Here is a 19,419-nt window from a genome sequence, read left to right on the forward strand (position 1 = left end):
TGCTTGATTGAGAATCCCACCTACGCTAACGCTTAGAGGTGGGGTCTTATACCCTAAAAGCAAAATCATGATAAAAGGAAGGGTGAGTAGGATAGAATGAAAAGTAAAATAGCGATCATAGCGCCTTTTAAAGAATTAGCCAACAATGCTATGGAGGTTTGTAAGGAGTGGAATGATGATATACATGTTTCGATAGGTAATTCTTTAGAAATAGTAGGACTAGCTAAACAACTAAATAAAAATGGTATTGACATTATTGTCAGCAGAGATGCTACTTTAACCGCCATAAAATCCGCTATGAATATACCTGTTGTAGAGATTCCTATTTCAAGCTGGGATATAATTACGGCTCTAAATGAAGCTAAGAAATATAGTAAAAATATTGGCATTGTTGATCTGGAACATATCTCCTATCAGGCTAAAAAGTTAGAAGGATTGCTGGATGTTCGCATAAGTCAAATTCAATTGCCTTTAGATAGAAGTTTAATTACAACTGAGCTTGAGGGCGTTGATGTTTTGCTTGGACAATATAGTGTCAGTGAAGTTGCAAAAAAATATGGCTTAAAGTCAATGATTATTAATTCAAGTACAGAATCCATTAGACAAGCCATAAAACAAGCCTATGAAATAGCTTCTTTAAAGAAAAAAGAATGGGCAAGTTATGAAAAAATTAAAGCTGTTTTAGAACATACTTATGAGGGAGTCGTTGCAGTTGATCAAAGGGGTTATATCAATTTTATTAATAAAAAAGCTCAGGAAGTACTGAAATTAGATAACGCAGTGATGGACAAGCATTATTCAGAGGTAATGCCTTTTATTAATTTTAATGAGGCACTGAAGTATAAACAAAAAAGTGTAAATGAAATATACCAGATAAAGGAGAATAGGATTATTTTCAATGTTATGCCCATCAATATTGAAAAAAATGTTGTGGGAGCTGTCTGTACATTACGGAAACAAAATCATCTTGACACAAACAAAGTTTCTGTTAAGAGAAACAATAATGGTTTTGTAGCCAACTGTACATTTTCAAATATTATTACGAAAAGTGATGTTTTAAATAAAACCATTGAAAAGTGCAAAAAATTTGCGACGGTGGATTCGAATATATTGATTATAGGTGAAACAGGAACTGGCAAAGAACTTTTTGCCCAGAGTTTGCATAATTTCAGCAGCAGAAGAGAGGCTGCCTTTGTAAGTATCAACTGTGCGGCATTGACAGAGACATTATTGGAGAGTGAACTGTTTGGTTATGAAGATGGGGCATTCACTGGAGCTAAAAAAGGTGGAAGGACTGGACTATTTGAGTTGGCTAATGAGGGAACGCTTTTTTTAGATGAGATCGGCGATATATCTATGAATATACAATCGAGATTGCTAAGGGTCTTGCAGGAAAAAGAAATTATGAGGGTAGGGGGAGATAAAATTATCAACGTAGATGTAAGGGTAATCACTGCCACAAATAAGGAGATAAGTGAATTGGTAAAAGAGGGGAAGTTTAGACAAGATTTATATCACAGGCTGAATGTCTTGAAAGTAAATCTTCCTCCCTTAAGGGAACGGAAGGAGGATATACTTCTACTGATTAACTGGTTTACAGATTTGTTCACGGAAAAGTTTCATTACAAAAGACCCGTATTTACAAAAGAAGCTATTGATTATTTACAGAAATACGCATGGCCTGGAAATGTAAGAGAGTTACAAAATATGGTGGAAAGACTGGTGGTTTTAAGAAATGGAAGTACTGTAGATTTACATGATGTAGTGTCTCTTACTGACTATAATTTGCAGGAAAACCCTGCTAATAAAATAACATTAAACATTGAGCAGCCTTTGTGTGAAATAGAAAAACAAGTTATTTTAGAAGTGTTGAAGATTTGCAAAAATAAAGAAGAAGCTGCTGAAAAATTAGGAATTAGCACAACGACCATATGGAGAAAATTAAAAAATATTTCAAAATGAAATGATTGTTTCGATTTGAAATATTTAAAAAAATATGTAAATTCAAAGGGTAACAACAAGGTGTTTGAAAAATGATTATTCCAAAATGAAATGATAATTGAAAAATATTTATTAAGAAAATCTGTGTGGTATTACAAAATAGCAGAAAAGTAATGTTGGCATGAAAGTTGCTATGTATATCTAGTAAGCAGCAAAAAAGTTTAGGAGTGATAATTTGAAAAGGTTAGGCATAATTTCTGATAATATCATTGGGGCAAATGATACAGGGGTAAAGTTTAGCAAATTTGGATTACCTACCTTTGTAAGCCTAGATGTTGATAATTTAGATGCAATTGAAGATACAATAAAAGTTATTTCTGTCAATACAAACACTAGACACGCTAATCCACAGGAGGCATATAAATGTGTAAGTGAAGTAACCGACAGATTAAAGAAGGTGGGGATAGATTATTTTTATAAGAAAATTGACTCTACCCTCAGAGGAAATCCAGGCATTGAAATTCAGGGGATTTTGGATACGTTAAAATTAGATATGTGTGTAATTGTACCTTCTTTTCCTGATCATAGAAGAATCGTAGAAAATGGATATTTATTAGTTAAAAGCTCTAAAGAGGATAATGCTGATTATCCAGTCTGCCATATTCCAACGCTTCTTGAAAGTGAAATAGAAACACAAGTGGGACTAATAAACTTAAGTGATGTCCGTACTGGCGCAAAGCATTTAGAAAAGAAATTGTTTGAGCTTAAAACGTCAGGAATAAAGTTTATCGTGGTGGATGCTGTATCTGAGGGTGATTTAGCTGTAATCGCAAACGCCATCAAAGTCTACAGCAATCATTGTCTTATTGCGGGTTCAGCAGGGTTAACAGCCCATTTACCATTTGTTTTGGACTTTAATGATAACGATTCGAAAATTTTAATTAAAGAGCAGCCTTCGATACTAGTGATTGCAGCTACCTTTAATCAAACAACAGCTGATCAAATAGCAGAACTAAAAAAGATGAAGGATATTAGAGTAATTGAACTGGCTACTGAGTTATTGAATAAAAATAAAGAAGAAGTTTTTGAAAAATTATTATCTGAAGCAGAAGAAGCTCTAAGGAATAACTTAATAACAGTTATCGCTACGGATACACTGTTAAAAAATCGAGAGGAATTGGAGGGCTATAAAATATCTGAAAACGTTAGCTTATATGGTACTTTTTTAGCCGAAGGTTTAGGAAATACAGCGAAAGCATTGGCACTAAGAGGTTTGGTGACAGATATTGTTGTAACCGGTGGGGGAACAACATCCTATGTGGTAAAACAAATGGGTGCCGATGGTATTATTTTAGAACAAGAGTTATTATCTGGTATACCTTTAGGAAAATTAAAGGGTGGCAAATGTGAGGGGATACGTATTATCACCAAAGCAGGAGGATTTGGAACAAAAGATGCATTGGCTAAGGTGGTTGCATTTCTTAAAAATACAAATCTTTATGCTATCGTTGATTAAATTAGCAAAAAGTATAGGAGGTCATATTGAAAAATTCTCAATGCTATAGATAGAGATAAAGTCATGAGGAGTAAAGAGAAGAGAGGTTATTGGCTTAGCTATACATGATGTAGCTAAGTTTAATAAATAAAAATTATAAGGGGGTTAATTTTTTATGGAAGTAGTAGTATCGGGAAGTCAAATGATTATTGGGTTGGTGGTGGGAATTATTTGTCTGATATTCATGGTAATGAAGACAAAAGTTCACGCATTTTTAGCCCTGATTATTGCCGCCTGCATCACAGGACTTATTGGAGGAATGCCACCAAATAGCGTGGTTAGCTCTATTACCGGCGGATTTGGAGGCACACTTGGAAGTATTGGGATTATTATAGGTTTTGGCGTAATGATGGGGCAGCTTTTTGAGGTTTCTGGCGCTGCTGAAAAGATGGCAAAAACCTTTATAAAGAGTCTTGGAAAGGACCGTGAAGAACTAGCGTTAGCACTAACTGGTTTTATTGTTTCAATACCAATTTTTTGTGATTCAGGTTTTGTGATTTTATCACCACTTGTAAAGGCGATTTCTAAGAAAACAAAAAAATCAGCCATCTCACTAGGTGTTGCCTTAGCTGTGGGCTTAGTTATTACCCACACGGTTGTACCACCTACACCGGGTCCCGTTGGTGTGGCTGGATTATTTGGGGTAAGCGTTGGAAGTCTATTGCTGTGGGGGATTGTTTTAGCTATTCCCATGACAATGGCAGGGATGCTTTATGGTCAGTGGATTGGCAAGAAAATCTATCAGCTTCCTAGCGAGGATGGGGAAGAATGGGTTCGTGTATCACAGGAAGAAATAGCTGCAAGTGCCTCAATGGGCAATAGTGCAGCAGGGGCAGTTTTGGGTGGAAATGGTGTTGATATGGAGGATACAGATGATAAAAACTTACCTTCTGCTTTTATGTCCTTTGCACCTATTTTATTACCTGTATTATTAATATTATTCAATACCGTTGGAAACACATTAAAACTTGAAGGAACCTTGATGACCCTCATTGGATTTTTAGGGCAGCCTGTTATAGCTGTAGGAATTGGTTTGCTGGTAGCTATTTATGGATTGACCAGCAGTGATTCAAGAAGAGAAACCTTAGAGAAAATGGAGGATGGTATCAAGTCCGCAGGAATCATTATTTTGGTAACTGGTGGTGGAGGAGCATTGGGAGCGGTTTTGAGAGATAGTGGTGCTGGAAACCATATTGCACAGCTTATTGCAGCATCTGCTATACCTGCTATTTTACTTCCTTTTGTAGTTTCGACACTGGTTCGATTTATCCAGGGCAGTGGGACTGTAGCTATGATTACAGCCGCTTCTATAACAGCACCAATGATCACAACATTAGATGTTAATCCTGTATTTGCAGCATTGGCAGCTTGTGTAGGGGCAGTATTCTTCGGCTATTTTAATGACAGCTATTTCTGGGTGGTAAATCGTATGCTGGGAATCAAAGAGGCAAAAGAACAAATTAGAGTATGGTCAATTACAACAACAATTTCATGGGCAGTAGGAATTATCACATTGTTAATTTTAAATGCTATTTGGGGATAAGAGAAGCACATATCATAAATGAAGCACTTACTTAAATGTAGTTTAGCGCAATAATCTAAGTTAATAAAATAAAAAGCGTTTAAATGCTATGGATATACGTCTTTATATTTGAATTTTGATATACAGCTATGGTTTTCACCCCTGTAAAACATTTCTTAGTATATTAAAATTCATAGACGTATATCTATATTCCAAAATAAATAGAGTAAGGTGATTGATTTGAGTCGAGATTTAATAACGAACTTAATACCTAGGATGTACAGAATAAAACAAACAATTAATAATCCGACAGTTAAAAATGTAGAAGAAGAAATCGAGAAACAAATGAAAAAAATTCTACCCTTGATAAAATCTGGGAACAAAATAGGCATAGCCGCCGGCAGTAGAGGTATTTATAATTATAAAAACATGATTAAGAAAGTTGTAGAAATCGTTAAAGCTGTCGGGGCAAAGCCTTATATTATACCTGCTATGGGTAGTCATGGAGGAGCTACTGCCGAAGGGCAAATCAAAATATTAGAGAACTATGGTATTAGCGAGGAAAAAATTGGGGCACCGATTAAGGCTACTATGGAAACCGTTAATTTAGGCATAACGCCAGAAGGTGCTACGGTATACTTCGATAAATATGCTGCCTCTTTGGATGGTGTCATTCTGATAAATCGTGTGAAATCTCATACAGACTTCCGTAGTAATGTTGAGAGTGGCATTCTTAAGCAAATTGCTGTGGGTTTAGGAAAACAAAAAGGAGCTTCAGAGATTCATCGATATGGTATCTATGGACTTCAAAAGTTAATTTCTTCGGCGGCTAAAATAAGCATAGACAAAGCACCTATCTTAGGTGGCATTGCAATATTGGAGAATGCCGAGGGTACAACAGCTAAGATAGCGGTGATGCCTAAAGATAAGATATTAGAACAAGAACCTAAATTGTTGAAGGAAGCAAAAACCTTGCTACCATTACTACCCTGCTTTCCCTTGGATGTCTTGGTGATTCAGGAAATGGGGAAAAACATAAGTGGTGTAGGGATGGACCCAAATATTACAGGAAGATATTTAATCCGCGGTGAAAGTGATGATCAAAGTAAAGCGATTTACAGAATTGTATGTCTTGATCTAACAGAGGAAAGTCATCATAATGCTACTGGGGTGGGTATCGCAGATGTGATATCAGACCGCTTGTTGAAAAAAATTGATTTTGAAGCTACTTATACAAATGTAGTTACATCTGGATTTCTTGAAAGGGGATTTTTGCCAGTTGTGGGGAAAAATGATACTTCTGCCATCAATATTGCTTTGTCTTGCTGCAATAAATATATCAGTAAAGAAAATGCCCGAATGGCATTGATAAAAAACACGCTAGAGATCAATGAATTACTGATTTCACAAAGAATTTTTAATGAGATTAAATCATTAGATGCTATAGAAGTGATAGGGGAGGAAACATTGAATTTTGATCATGAAGGAAATTTAAATTTTCCTTTTAAATAAATACACGAAAAAATACAAATAGAAAATTTAAATTAAAAATTTTAAAGGGGTGACATCAATGAAATTACGGAGTCAACAAATTTTAAGCAGGCCAGAATGGAGTATCAACAGAGCATATTATAAGTCAATGGGTTATTCTGATACAGATTTAGATAAACCGATTATAGGTATTGCTAATGCATGGAGCACCACCGTTCCTGGCCACTATAATTTACGTCAAGTTTCTGAATCAGTAAAAGAAGGCATAAGGGAAGCAGGGGGGACACCAGTAGAATTTGGGGTGATAGGTGCCTGTGATGGAATTGCTGAAGGCCATGAAGGAATGCGGTATATTCTTCCTACAAGAGATATCATTGCCCATAGCATTGAACTCATGGTTCAAGCACATCAATATGATGCCATCGTGTTGCTGGGCTCCTGTGATAAAATTGTTCCTGGTATGTTAATGGCAGCAGCTAGATTAGACTTACCTTCAATATTTGTCAATGGAGGTCCTATGCTTAGTGGTCCTGTGATCCATGGAAGAAAAGCAGATACTACATCGATTATTGAAGGGGTAGGGAAGCTGAAAAAAGGTGAGATTACAGAGGAAAAATTAATACAGATGGAGGACTCATGTGCTCCAACCTGTGGATCATGCTCCTTTTTAGGTACAGCAAATACCATGTGCTGTGTTGCAGAAGCGATGGGGATGTCTTTGACGGGAAGCGCTATGATTCCTGCAGTGTACAATGATAGGCTAAAAGCTGCCCAAGATTCAGGTAGAGCCATTGTAAATTTAGTAAAAGAGGGTATAACAGCTAGACAGATCATCACCAGAGCATCCATTGAAAACGCAGTAAGATTGAGCTCTGCCATAGGAGGATCTACCAACGCTGCCCTGCATATTCCTGCCATAGCCTATGAAGCCAAGGTGGATTTTGACATGGAGGATTTTGATAAGTTAAGCCGAAGTACTCCCCTGATTGCCAAAATGAACCCTGCAGCATCACCAAATGTCATTGACTTTTATGAATCTGGGGGTGTACCGGTAGTTATGAAGGAAATCGCTTCATTGCTACATAAAGGTGCCATGACTGTTACCAGTAAAACAATAGAAGAAAATATTAAAGATTTTAATTCACCAAACAATGAGATTATAAAAACCTTCAAAGAGCCTTTTACAGCAACAGGAGGATTAGCAGTACTATATGGAAATTTAGCACCTAATTCTGCAGTGACAAAACCTGCTGCGATTAACCCCAAGATGTGGACATTTAGTGGTCCTGCTAAGGTGTTTAATTCAGAAGAGGAAGCAAACAAAGCTATTTTGGATGGCGAGGTCAAAGAAGGGGATGTTGTTGTTATAAGATACGAAGGACCAAAGGGTGGTCCCGGAATGCCTGAAATGTTTAAAGCAATGAAGCTTCTTTATGGACTAGGCTTAGCTGATAAAGTGGCATTGGTTACTGACGGGAGATTTTCAGGTACCAACAATGGATGTTTTGTAGGTCATATCTCACCGGAAGCTCAAGAAGGAGGACCTATTGCCTTTGTGCAGGATGGTGACATGATAGAAATAGATATTCCTGAAAGAAAATTAGAACTTTTGGTTGGTGAAGAAGAATTAAAAAAACGAAGAGCTGCTTGGCAAGCGCCAAAACCAAGGGTTGAGGAAGGTTATTTGTATCTTTATAGCAGATTGGCTGAATCTGCAGACAAAGGAGCAATTATTAAAAACAGAGCATAAATTACTTTCAAAATAAAAAAGGATGGTGTTTAGAATGGCAAAAAAATCGATTCATGACTTTCACAAAATGGTGGCAGAAGGAGAAAAAATAACCTATCTTACTGCTTATGACTATCTAACTGCAAAAATGATGGAAAAAGCAGGGGTAGAGATGCTTTTAGTTGGAGATTCATTAGGGATGGTATCCTTGGGCTATGATACAACCCTACCAGTAACCTTAGAAGATATGATTCATCACTGCAAAGCTGTTCGCCGTGGTGCTCCTGATACATTTATTGTTGGGGATATGACCTATATGTCTTATCAAATTTCTAATCAACAGGCTGTAGAGAATGCAGGAAGATTAATTAAAGAAGGTGGCTGTGATGCAGTTAAACTAGAAGGCGGCGGTCCAGAAATAGCTGGTAGAATAAAAGCCATCAATGATGCTGGTATCCTTGTGATGGGACACATTGGATTAACACCGCAGTTTATGGGACAACAGGGTGGCTACAAAGCACAGGGTAAGAGTGCTCAGGCTGCAGTAAACATTGTCAATGAAGCCAAAAGAATTGAAGAAGCAGGTGCCTTCAGTATCCTGGTAGAAGGTGTACCAGCTCCTGTAGGTAAGGCGATTACTGAAAGAAGCGGTATCCCTATTTTAGGTATTGGTGCTGGATCTTATACCCATGGACAATTACTAATCTATGCGGATATGATTGGACTATATGATAATTTTACGCCAAAGTTTGTAAAACAATATGCCAATGTGAATGAAATCATGACAAATGCCTTTAAAGAATATTATAAAGAAGTAAAAGAGAAAAACTTCCCGATTGATGGAGAACATACTTATAATATGAAGGCAGAGGAAGAAAAAGAGTTTTTAAACTTATTAGAAAAAAATGCTTAAAACCTAAAATAACTACTAAATAAACCGAGAAATTGCCGTTGAAGCTTTAGCCTAACGGCGATTTCTCGGTTTTGACGAAGGATATAGTATTAATTTGTTGATTTAAGTTAAAAAAAATGGTATTATGATGATAATTGAATAAATTTGTTTTTATGGTCTTTTAAAGGGATACCTTTAAAAGTTAAAAGGGAAGTTCGGTGCAAATCCGATGCGGTCCCGCCACTGTAACGTAGAGCAAACTATTATATCCACTGTTATTATAACGGGAAGGAAATATTTTGCGATGAAACGAAGCCAGGATACCTGCCATAAAGATCCTCTAAATTTCTCACGAGGATGGGAAGGAGAATAGTCTGTCATTTTATATAAGTAGTAGTAGCTACTTTTAAAAATGATGATATTTTTCCTTGAAGCATCTTTCTCCTTCCAGATAGAAAAGATGTTTTTTTATTTTAAAAAAGGGGGAATAAAATTGGAAGCTTTAAGAAAACAAGAAAATCTTCAGAGTAAAATGACAGAAAAAGAAAAAAAACTTATTAACTTAATTCGAAAAATTGGACATGGGGAAATAAAAGTGATTATTCAAGACAGCTGTCCGATTCGAGTAGAAGAGTTTAAAAAGTCTATCAAACTGTAAAATCTTAAATAAGTACTGACTGGCAAACCAGAGGTACCTACTTTGTAAGAAAAGGAGGGAACTGGTTTTTTTGTTTGCAAAAATAAGAAATTTATACTGAAAAAGGGGGTTTGGGAAGTGACAAAAAAGCAATTGAATAAAAACATAGCTTTGTGTATTACCTTAATGATGATTTTGTCGTTATTTAACCCTATGATTGCATGGGCTATGAATGAGGGTATAAACCCTGATGTGGTGAAGTTAACTGATAACCAAAAAACTTTGACAGAATTGACAGTTACTGAGGCTATATATGATAGTGATCAGAAAAATACTAGGGAGATATTACAAGCAGCAGGTACAGAAGCAGAAGATAATAGTATACAGGTAAATATTGCTGTAGTAGGGATGTATAATGAAATTTTGTTTGCCCCACAGCAAATTACAGTAAACTACGACGAAGATGACCCTACAGCTGAAGATGCATTAAAGGCCACAGACTTACAAGTAGATATACAGAATAATGGATGGATTGAAGGGATAGAAGGTCAACAAAATGGCATAGAGGATAGTTACTACGGTCTAGAAAGTGGTTGGATGTATAAGATCAATTTTATGATGCCAAGCGGCCTTGCTAGAACGCAAAAAATTGCAGACGGTGATTATGTATTTTTCTATTATGCAAAGTCACCGTATGACTTGTTGCCATCCTATGATAGTTTTCAAAACGATTTTGTAAGTGTGACGGTGACAAGCAAAAAGGATGCTGTTTTTACTGAAAATGTAACTGTGCTGAAAAACAACTCTGTAAATGCAGCTATTATGGAAGCATTAAAAAAACATGGCAATGACTTTGAAAAAGCATCATTACCGCTTGGAGTACTAATGTCAGAGGATGGGATGTTTTGGAGTTATACTTTAAATGGTGATAAAAGTGCTTACAATAGGAAGGATATACAACTAGAAGATGGAGATAGCATAGAAATTTTTAAAGATCTTGGAGAAGGTTTAGAAGAAGTAGTAGAAAAAGAAGTATTACAAACAACAATCACATCGGCTCATGAAAACAAAGAATCTGTAACAGTAAGTGAAGAAGGCAAAGATGTAGAACTAGCAAAAAAATGGGTAACTGAAGAGGCTATGACAGCTTATGAGGTTGCAATAGCAGATGCGAAAAAGGTGTTTGATGATGAAGGAGCAACACAAGAAGAAGTAGAAGCTGCAGTGACAGCGTTAGAAGAAGCAACAGCAATATTTAATGCAGCGAAGCAAGATGGAAGCAAAGCAGAGGAAAAACTTACAGTAAAAGAACAGCTGGAAAGAAACTTTGCTTATATTGTTAATACCGTAGACAACCCTGCTTATGGAACCCTTGAGGGAGAATGGTCGATTCTTTCCTTAGCAAGAGGAGAGTATGTAGTTCCAGAGGGGTATTACGATATCTATTACACCAATGTGGAAAATGAAGTAGCCAGATTAATGCCAGCCTCTGGGGCAAAACCTGATGGAAGGTTAGATAGAAATAAAGGAACAGAGCATTCAAGAGTAATTTTAGGTTTAACTGCCATTGGTAAAGATATTACCGACGTTGTAGGCTATGATTTAAGAGATGGCTTAGCAGATTTTAATTTCGTAATTAAGCAAGGAATTAATGGACCTATCTTTGCACTGATAGCATTAGACAGTAAAAACTATGAAATACCTGTCATTGAAGGCGTAAGCCAGCAAACCACAAGGGAGAAATTGATTAACTACATTTTGGATAGAGAAATAGATGGCGGAGGCTGGTCATTATCAGGAGCTGCAGATCCTGATATTACAGCAATGGCGATACAAGGGCTAACACCGTATTATGAAAGCAATATGGCAGCAAAAGCAGCTATAGACAGAGGGATCAATTGGCTTTCAAATGTACAAAGAGAAGACGGAGGCTACACCAGTTGGGGAAGCGTGAATAGCGAAAGTTGTGCACAAGTCATAGTAGCTCTAACAGGTTTAGGAATAGATCCACATACTGATCCTAGATTCATTAAAAACGGCAATTCAACTGTGGATAATCTAATGAGCTTTGCTGTACCTGCTGGAGGTTTTATGCATGTAAAACCCGGTGAGAATACAGGTGGGGGAGCAGAAGCCGGCGTAGTAGATGGTATGGCTACCGATCAAGGAACCTATGGACTTGTAGCCTATAACAGATTCACAGAAGGAAAAAAACCTCTATATGATATGACGGATGTAGTAGTTGAAAAGCCAATGGATAAAGCAGAACTACGAGCAAAAATAGAAAGTGTAAAAGCATTAGACAAAAATAAGTATACACATTCAGCATGGGAAGCAATAAAAAAATCAATAGAAGTTGCAGAAAACATAGCAGCTAAAGAAGACTTAACCCAAGACCAGATAGATTTTCAAATAAGAATCTTAAATAGCATTCTTACAAATTTAAGACCACAGGTAGAAGGAGAATATGCAACAGTAGCTATAGAAAAGTTTACACTAGGTCAAGGATATATTATGGAGCCGGTTCTGGTGGAATTAGAAGAGGGAGATACGGCCTACTCCATATTAGAAAAAGCCTATGGAAAAGCAAATCTAGATGTCACCACGTATAGTGGCATGGGGGTTTATGTTGCTGCCATAAAGGATGAATTAACACAAGAAGAAATGACCCCTACGCTTCCAGCTTACCTTCAGAGGGTGTTTGATGAAAACAATTTAAGCCTGAGGAGCAGATGGGATGATCAATGGTTAGGAGAATTTGACTTTACCAGTACCTCTGGCTGGATGATTACTACAAGCGAATATTTTATACCCATGTCATCAGGCTTATGGCAAGTTGAACCAGGAGATGTGGTACGTTGGCAGTTTACCCTTTATGGATTGGGAGCAGATCTAGGATCTTATTTTATGAGCAGTGAAGGAAACGGAGCAGATCCTGTTGTAATCGTTGCAAACAGAGATGCTATTTTGACAGAAATTGCAAAAATAAATGTCTTGGATGCCAGCCATTATACAGAGGATCAATGGGCTGAAATTCAAAGCTTAAAACAAGAAGCCCTGGCAATAACAGAGGATCTGACAACAGATCAAGAGATCATTAACCAAAAAACCATTGCCATAAGAGAGGCTATAAAAAAAGAAGAAGCACCAGAAGCAAATAGAGAAGCGCTGTGGGCAGCAATCACAGCAGCAAATGAAAACAAAACTTCAATAGCCGTAAGTGAAGATGGAAAAAACATAGAAGCAACAGAAAGGTGGGTAACACCAGAGGCTATGACAGCATATGAAACTGCAATAGCAGAGGCTCAAGCAGCGTTTGATGATGAAAATGCTGTACAGACAGAAGTAGATACAGCTTTAGAAGCCCTGACAGCAGCAACAAACAGCTTCGATGAGGCTAAACAAGCAGGAATGAAGGAGGAAACATTATTTAATTTTGAAGCTTCCACCGGAACGATAAAAGGTTATTTGAATAACGAACCTCCAGAAAATTTAGTTATACCTTCTGAAATAAATGGAGTAGAAGTACAAAAAATTGCACGTGGAGCATTTGCATATTATCGATGGGGTGGAGGAATAAAATCACCTATAAAGACATTGGAATTACCTAATACGCTTAAAGAAATTGGATGGTATGCTTTTGATGGGAATGCTCTTCAAAGTATAACTATACCTGAAAGTATTGAAACTATTGAAGAAGGAGCTTTTAAAGGTAATTTATTAACAGAAATAAATTTTTCTGAAAATCTAAGTGTTATAGATAAAAGTGTATTCGAAGGCAATAAGTTAACTAATATTGCTATTCCATCAAATATTAAACAAATAAAAGATTCTGCTTTTAAGGAGAATTTATTACAGACTGTTGCTTTATCTGAAGGACTGGAAGTAATTGAAAGAAATGCTTTTGGGTTTAATAATATTGAAGAAATAGTTATTCCAAAATCAGTTATACAGTTATCAGATGATGGAATATTATCAAGAAGCTTTGTAGATACCAGTTTGGATCTAAATAACAGAGTACAAAGATATACCAAAGTTTATAGTAACGCCAGCATTGTTACTGACTTAAACACTAGAGGTATTGTTAATCCTGCAAAGGTTACACTTGAATATCAAGATCAATCAGGAAATATTTTAGAAAGCAAGGATGTTGTAGGATTAGAAAAAAAGAAAATGGTTCATAACGAAATTGTTGAGGGCAGCAACAATTATTTAACTGACTATATAGCCAGCAGCAACCATTTTAGTTTATTTAATGCTATGGAGATTTTGGGAGGAAACTATTGTAGAATTGGTGAAATCTATGAATTTGTACCTACACCAATAGAAGGTTATAAAACACCCAATGCTCAATCTCTAAAACTTGAAAAGGAAAATAATAAAGTCATCTTTGTCTATTTAGAAGAAGGAACACAGCAACCAAGTGTTGGTGACAATGAAGGTCTAAAGGAGTTATTAATTTATACCGCTACTTCGCAGTCAAATATGCAGTCAACTGCTTACTTTGGTACTCCAAATGCAGCCTATCCTGATAGACCAGCGTTTAATCAAAAGATTACCCAATATCATTTAAATGAGCTGGATGTCCGCTTGAATGAGACTACACGTTTTGCTTTTGTACCGGCGGAAACGGAGTCAAAAGTAACCGTTTATTATGGTGATGAATTGGCTGAAAGTAAGCTAATGGCAAATAATATTTCCTTAAGCCAGCATATCGGCACCAACTGGGTAAAAAGCATTACAAAGCCTGGGAAAAATACTTTTAGCATAGTGGTAACTCCTCCAGATGGTTCTGAAAACAAAGAAGTAGTATATACCTTTAATGTTTATTTATCTCCTACTCTCTCAGAGTTGTCTTTAAAGGATGGTGATAATGAACTTTATCTAGATAAATCCTTTAATTCAACTATCTTTACATATAGTACAGCATTAAGTGATGATACAAATACAGTGGAGATTTTGGCAACGCCTAAACTTGATAGCTATACAGTTACGTATAATGGATCTAATGATAATCATGTAAATATTGCAGAAGTAGAAAAGATTGAGATTGAGCTTTCTACTGGAGAAGAAGAAGAAAAACGTAGTACCGTTTATACAGTAGAATTAAATAAAGTTGAGGGGTATGATGTAAAATTTGCTGTTTCTCCCACAGATGCAACTTTAGCTTTGTATGACCAAAAAGGAGTTAGAATAAAACCAAATGAACCTCTTAGCTATACAGGCATATTGCCGGGTATGGAGTATACTTATGTAGCAACTAAATATGGCTATGTAGCACAAAAGGGTGTGCTTACCAGTCTTGATAACCTGAATAATGGTGTATTAAGTATTGCTTTAGTAGAGGCACCTGATCCAGAGGTTCCACTGCCAAATTATGATGGAGAATGGATTAATTTCCGTGGTAATGCTGAAAACATGGGTATTACAGAAGCCCCAACCCCAATTACAGTTGAGGAGACTTATGAAAAATGGGCAGTGAGAATAGGGACAGGCTGGGCAGCAGCACCGACACCTCCGATTATAGTTAATAATCATCTTTATGTAGCATCCGCCAATAAAGTGCATAAGCTTGATAAAGAAACTGGCGAAATCTTAGCCTCAAGTTCAGAAATGGTTGGTAATGTAGGCTATGCGTTAAACCCTATTACCTATGCTGAAGGAATGATTTTTATACCAGTTGGAAAAGGACAAATCCAAGCCTTACGAGCTGATACATTAGAAAGCTTATGGGTCAGTGAAGAGGTAGAAGGGCAAACACTGACGCCTATTACTTATCATAATGGTTATATCTATAGTGGTACCTGGAATAATGAAACTAGAGAAGGAACCTATTATGGAATCTCAGTAACGGATGAAGATCCAACAAAAACAGATGAAGTAAAATTATGCAGTTGGAAAATCACCCACATTGGTGGTTTCTATTGGGCAGGGGCATATGCCACAGATAATTATGTAATTTTTGGATCTGACGACGGTAGTCCAATAAATCAATATACAGAGACTGCGGTACTTTATTCCGTGAATCCTTTAAGTGGGGATATTATAGATACTATAAATGGTGTTAAAGGAGACATCCGCTCTACCGTTTCCTATGATAAAGCATCAGATCGCATTTGTTTTTCAACTAAAGGTGGAAAGTTTTATCAATTAAAAGTAAATAGTGATGGAACCTTTGATCATAGCACAATAAAAACTATGGAACTTGGTGGAATGGCAACTGGTACACCGCTTGTATATAATGGCAGAGCCTATCTAGGGGTAGCTGGAGAAAATCAGTTTAGTCCCACTGGACATAGTTATAAGATTATCGATATTAATAATATGAGTGAAATTTACTCAGCCGAGGTTCCAGGATATGTTCAGACCAGTGCCCTTCTATCGAATCACTATTTCGATAAAACAGGTAAGGTATATGTTTATCTTACTTACAACTATCTCCCAGGCGGCATTTATATGCTGGAAGATAGTGCTGGTCAGACCGAAGCCAAAACGCTTTCAATCTTTGAACCAACAAATTCCCAATATTGCATTAGCAGTCTAGTAAGTGATAATAATGGGACCATCTATTATAAAAATGATTCAGGGTATTTAATGGCAGTGGCACGAATGAGCAACACCGAAGATATTGATAAAGAAGCACTAGAAGACGCGAAAGCACGAGCTTTAACAAAAAATGAAGCAGATTACACGGAAGAAAGCTACGATCTGTTGCTACAAGCTTTAGCAATGCCAGAAGCAACTCAGGAAGAGGTAGATGCCAAAGTATTAGCCATTAATCAGGCCATAGCAGGATTGCTTGAAAAACCAAAACCAGCTAAGATTCTCATTAAGCGTCCAACCAATGATATGAACATTTTAAACGCAAGGAACAACAAAAATGGTGTGGAATTAGAGCTGGTAGCAGAAATCACTGACACAGAGAACAAAGCTATAGAGGCAACAGAAGGAGTAAAGTGGTATTATAAAACCTCTGATAGCACGATGACGATAGAAGCAAAAGATCCTATCATCATAGCAGAATCAGCAGGAACAGAAGTAACCTATCTCCTATCGGATGTAGCCATTAATTGGATGTATCACGCAGGCTTCATAAGAATTTATGCGGAATATGGAGAAGGAGAGGAGAAAGTAGTTAGTGCGGGTATTACCCGGCCTATCAGCTTGTTTAAAAATATTAGTTTGGATAAAACTACAGTAGCTCAGGGAGAAAACATAAATGTAAGGGCTTCTGCACCGGCACATTATGCAGGAGAAACCATTAATCTGACTTTGAAAAAAGGAAATACTCTTGTAAAACAAGGAGGAGAGAATGTTGTTTTAAGTGGTGTATTGACAGCATCAGAGGGAGCGGCAGTAGCAACATTGCAATATACTGTGCCGATTGATTTGGAACCAGGAGACTACAGTTTTCATTCTTCCACCGGTGCTCCTACTCCAGAGGTGATCTTTACTGTTACTGAAAAAGCTCAAGTACCGGAAGTAAATAAAGAAGCGCTAGAGGCAGCAATCACAGCAGCAAATGAAAACAAGGTTTCGGTAGCCGTAAGTGAAGATGGAAAAGACATAGAACCAACAGAAAAATGGGTAACACAAGCCGTTATGACAGCTTATAAAGCTGCAATAGTAGAAGCTCAAGTAGTGGTTAATAATGAAAATGTAACACAAGCAGAAGTAGATGCAGCGCTGATAACCCTGACAACAGCAACAACTAGCTTCAATGAAGCTAAGAAGTTTGGCACAAAAGTTCAAGTACCGGAAATAGAAGAAATTCCATTGCCTGAAAATGACAATGCACCTAAAATAGAAATCCCAGAAGGTAACAAAAACTATAAAATCCCTGTAAAGGAATCAGACCTAGAAAAAGAAATCACGATAAACCTTCCTGAAGGAAACAAAGGAAAAGTTTTTGTTGAACTTCCAACTAACACAAGTTTGCCAAGAATTGAAGTCAACAGAGGTGAGACATCTGTAATGATTCCAAAGGGTGTAAACATTACAAGCGGTGATGCTACAATAACACTTGAACTAATTACTGCAGGAAATCCTGAGGATGCTGCAGTAAAAGATAAGATGAAGGGTGTTATGCCTACAGGCAAAAAACTTGATGAAATTCTTGTAGTTGTTGCTATAGGAGGAGATACAAGGGTGGAATTCAGTGATTTTATAACTATAATCTTTGTAGGTAAGAAAGGCAAAGAAACTGCTTATATTCAAGATGGAGAAGTTCATCTTATACAGAAATTTGCAAGTGATGCAGAAGGATTAAATAGCGACAAGAAAGAATATGCGTATGATGATGAAAATGATTTAATTGTAAAGACTAAGCATTTTACTGACTTCATTGCCTATACTGCAACATCAACAGGAACTTCCAGTGGTGGATCTAGTTCCGGTGGAGGAGGGAAAAGTACTTCAACCTCATCCACAACTGTAAAAGCAACTGAATCAGCCACAGTCAAAGAGCAGGGTGTTACTATTGATTTTCCTGCTAATACAATGAATGGTGACTTTGAGATAAAAATCGAAAAAGTAACTGGTATTTCTAGATTACCAATGGCTTCAAATAGCAAGTTTGCAGGAGATGTATTTGAGATTAGCAAAAATAAAGAAGGTAATTTCAAAAAAACAGTAACCTTAACTGTACCTTTTGACAAATCTAAAGTAGATTTTGACAAATATGATATCTCTCTTTTCTGGCTGGATGAAGGAAAAAAACAATGGATAGGGCTAGATAACATAAAAGTAGATCAATCTAGTGGTAATGTAAAGGGTGAAGCAGATCACCTTGGAAAGTTTGCTGTATTAGCGATAGAAAAAGAAAAGGAAGCAGAAGAAGCAATTGAAGTAATAAATGCAGTCGAAGAAGGAGCAGAAAAATCAGTGGAAACCTTCAAAGATGTTATAGGTCACTGGGCAGCAATACATATTAACAAATTGTTGGCGAGAGAAGCCATCGGCGGTTATCCAGACGGAAGTTTTAAACCAGATGCTTCTATCACAAGGGCTGAATTTGCTACAGTACTGGTGAAAGCTCTGGGTTTAGAAGTAAAGTCAGGTAAGTTGTTTGCTGATACAGAAAATCACTGGGCAAAGGATTATATCGCAACAGCCCATGCCAATGGTATTTTAAGCGGTTATGACGATAATACTTTTGGTGCAGATGATTTTATTACTCGTGAACAGATGGCGGTAATGGTAGTAAAGGCTGCTGATTTAGGCAATACAGCAGTACAAAAAAGCTTTATAGACGGTGAAAGCATTTCTTCTTGGGCTAAGACAGCAGTAGATACTGCGAATGTCAATGGTATTATTAATGGTTATCCAGATGATACCTTCAAGCCACAAGACAATGCTACAAGAGCTGAAGCAGTAACAGCGATTGTAAAAATAATTCAATAGCCTAAAAAAAGAATAGGGGTGTACCTGTACTCCTATTCTTTTCTTGATGCAACCTCAAAAAACCTTGCAGTGAACCAGGGTATCCTTAGTCCTGTGTTTACACAAGAAATTGTAAATAAGCTAAGTATAGAATTAAATGAACTGCTGCTTTTACCATAATACTTTGATATTGTGCATTATGAAGCTTTAACCCATGATGCTTTAAAAGAACAGATAGATAAATTTAGTAAAACTTTTTATAATGGAAAAT

General features: G+C 36.8%; 8 protein-coding genes and 1 riboswitch. All 8 genes read left to right on the plus strand.

Annotated features, from left to right (window positions below; translation table 11 throughout):
• Window positions 1-96 precede the first annotated feature (96 nt).
• The 8 genes from BJL90_RS08125 to BJL90_RS08160 all read left to right on the plus strand — a co-directional run bounded on the left by BJL90_RS08125 (window position 97) and on the right by BJL90_RS08160 (window position 19,169).
• The gene (locus tag BJL90_RS08125) at window positions 97-1,962 is read left to right on the plus strand and encodes a sigma-54-dependent Fis family transcriptional regulator (RefSeq protein WP_070966363.1); all 1,866 of its coding nucleotides are present in this window, start codon (window positions 97-99) and stop codon (window positions 1,960-1,962) included.
• A gap of 214 nt (window positions 1,963-2,176) precedes the next feature.
• On the plus strand, window positions 2,177-3,457 hold the full coding sequence (locus tag BJL90_RS08130) for a four-carbon acid sugar kinase family protein (protein ID WP_070966366.1): 1,281 nt from the start codon (window positions 2,177-2,179) through the stop codon (window positions 3,455-3,457).
• 154 nt (window positions 3,458-3,611) lie between these two features.
• Entirely contained in the window at window positions 3,612-5,039 is a 1,428-nt protein-coding gene (locus BJL90_RS08135; RefSeq protein WP_070966370.1) for a GntP family permease, read from the plus strand.
• A 255-nt stretch (window positions 5,040-5,294) separates the two neighbouring features.
• Window positions 5,295-6,530 (plus strand): nickel pincer cofactor-dependent isomerase, group 22, encoded by a 1,236-nt coding sequence (locus BJL90_RS08140; protein WP_070973092.1) that lies wholly within the window; start codon window positions 5,295-5,297, stop codon window positions 6,528-6,530.
• 58 nt (window positions 6,531-6,588) lie between these two features.
• Entirely contained in the window at window positions 6,589-8,259 is a 1,671-nt protein-coding gene (gene ilvD / locus BJL90_RS08145) for a dihydroxy-acid dehydratase (protein WP_070966373.1), read from the plus strand.
• Between the two features lie 34 nt (window positions 8,260-8,293).
• Window positions 8,294-9,151: a 3-methyl-2-oxobutanoate hydroxymethyltransferase gene (panB, locus tag BJL90_RS08150; protein WP_070964061.1), complete on the plus strand. Its 858-nt coding sequence runs from the start codon at window positions 8,294-8,296 to the stop codon at window positions 9,149-9,151.
• Window positions 9,152-9,287: 136 nt separating this feature from the next.
• Window positions 9,288-9,476, plus strand: a riboswitch (cobalamin riboswitch).
• 147 nt (window positions 9,477-9,623) lie between these two features.
• Window positions 9,624-9,788, plus strand: coding sequence for a DUF2292 domain-containing protein (locus BJL90_RS21415; RefSeq protein ID WP_205684282.1), 165 nt, complete (start codon window positions 9,624-9,626; stop codon window positions 9,786-9,788).
• A 117-nt stretch (window positions 9,789-9,905) separates the two neighbouring features.
• The gene (locus BJL90_RS08160; RefSeq protein WP_070966376.1) at window positions 9,906-19,169 is read left to right on the plus strand and encodes an S-layer homology domain-containing protein; all 9,264 of its coding nucleotides are present in this window, start codon (window positions 9,906-9,908) and stop codon (window positions 19,167-19,169) included.
• Window positions 19,170-19,419: the final 250 nt, after the last annotated feature.

The sequence above is a fragment of the Clostridium formicaceticum genome (assembly GCF_001854185.1).
Lineage (GTDB): Bacteria > Bacillota > Clostridia > Peptostreptococcales > Natronincolaceae > Andreesenella > Andreesenella formicacetica.

Excerpts from the sequence above, each read along its gene's own strand:
- BJL90_RS08125 (WP_070966363.1), top strand. The coding sequence starts at position 97 with ATGAAAAGTAAAATAGCGATCATAGCGCCTTTTAAAGAATTAGCCAAC.
- BJL90_RS08135 (WP_070966370.1), top strand. The coding sequence starts at position 3,612 with ATGGAAGTAGTAGTATCGGGAAGTCAAATGATTATTGGGTTGGTGGTG.
- BJL90_RS08140 (WP_070973092.1), top strand. The coding sequence starts at position 5,295 with ATGTACAGAATAAAACAAACAATTAATAATCCGACAGTTAAAAATGTA.
- ilvD (WP_070966373.1), top strand. The coding sequence starts at position 6,589 with ATGAAATTACGGAGTCAACAAATTTTAAGCAGGCCAGAATGGAGTATC.
- panB (WP_070964061.1), top strand. The coding sequence starts at position 8,294 with ATGGCAAAAAAATCGATTCATGACTTTCACAAAATGGTGGCAGAAGGA.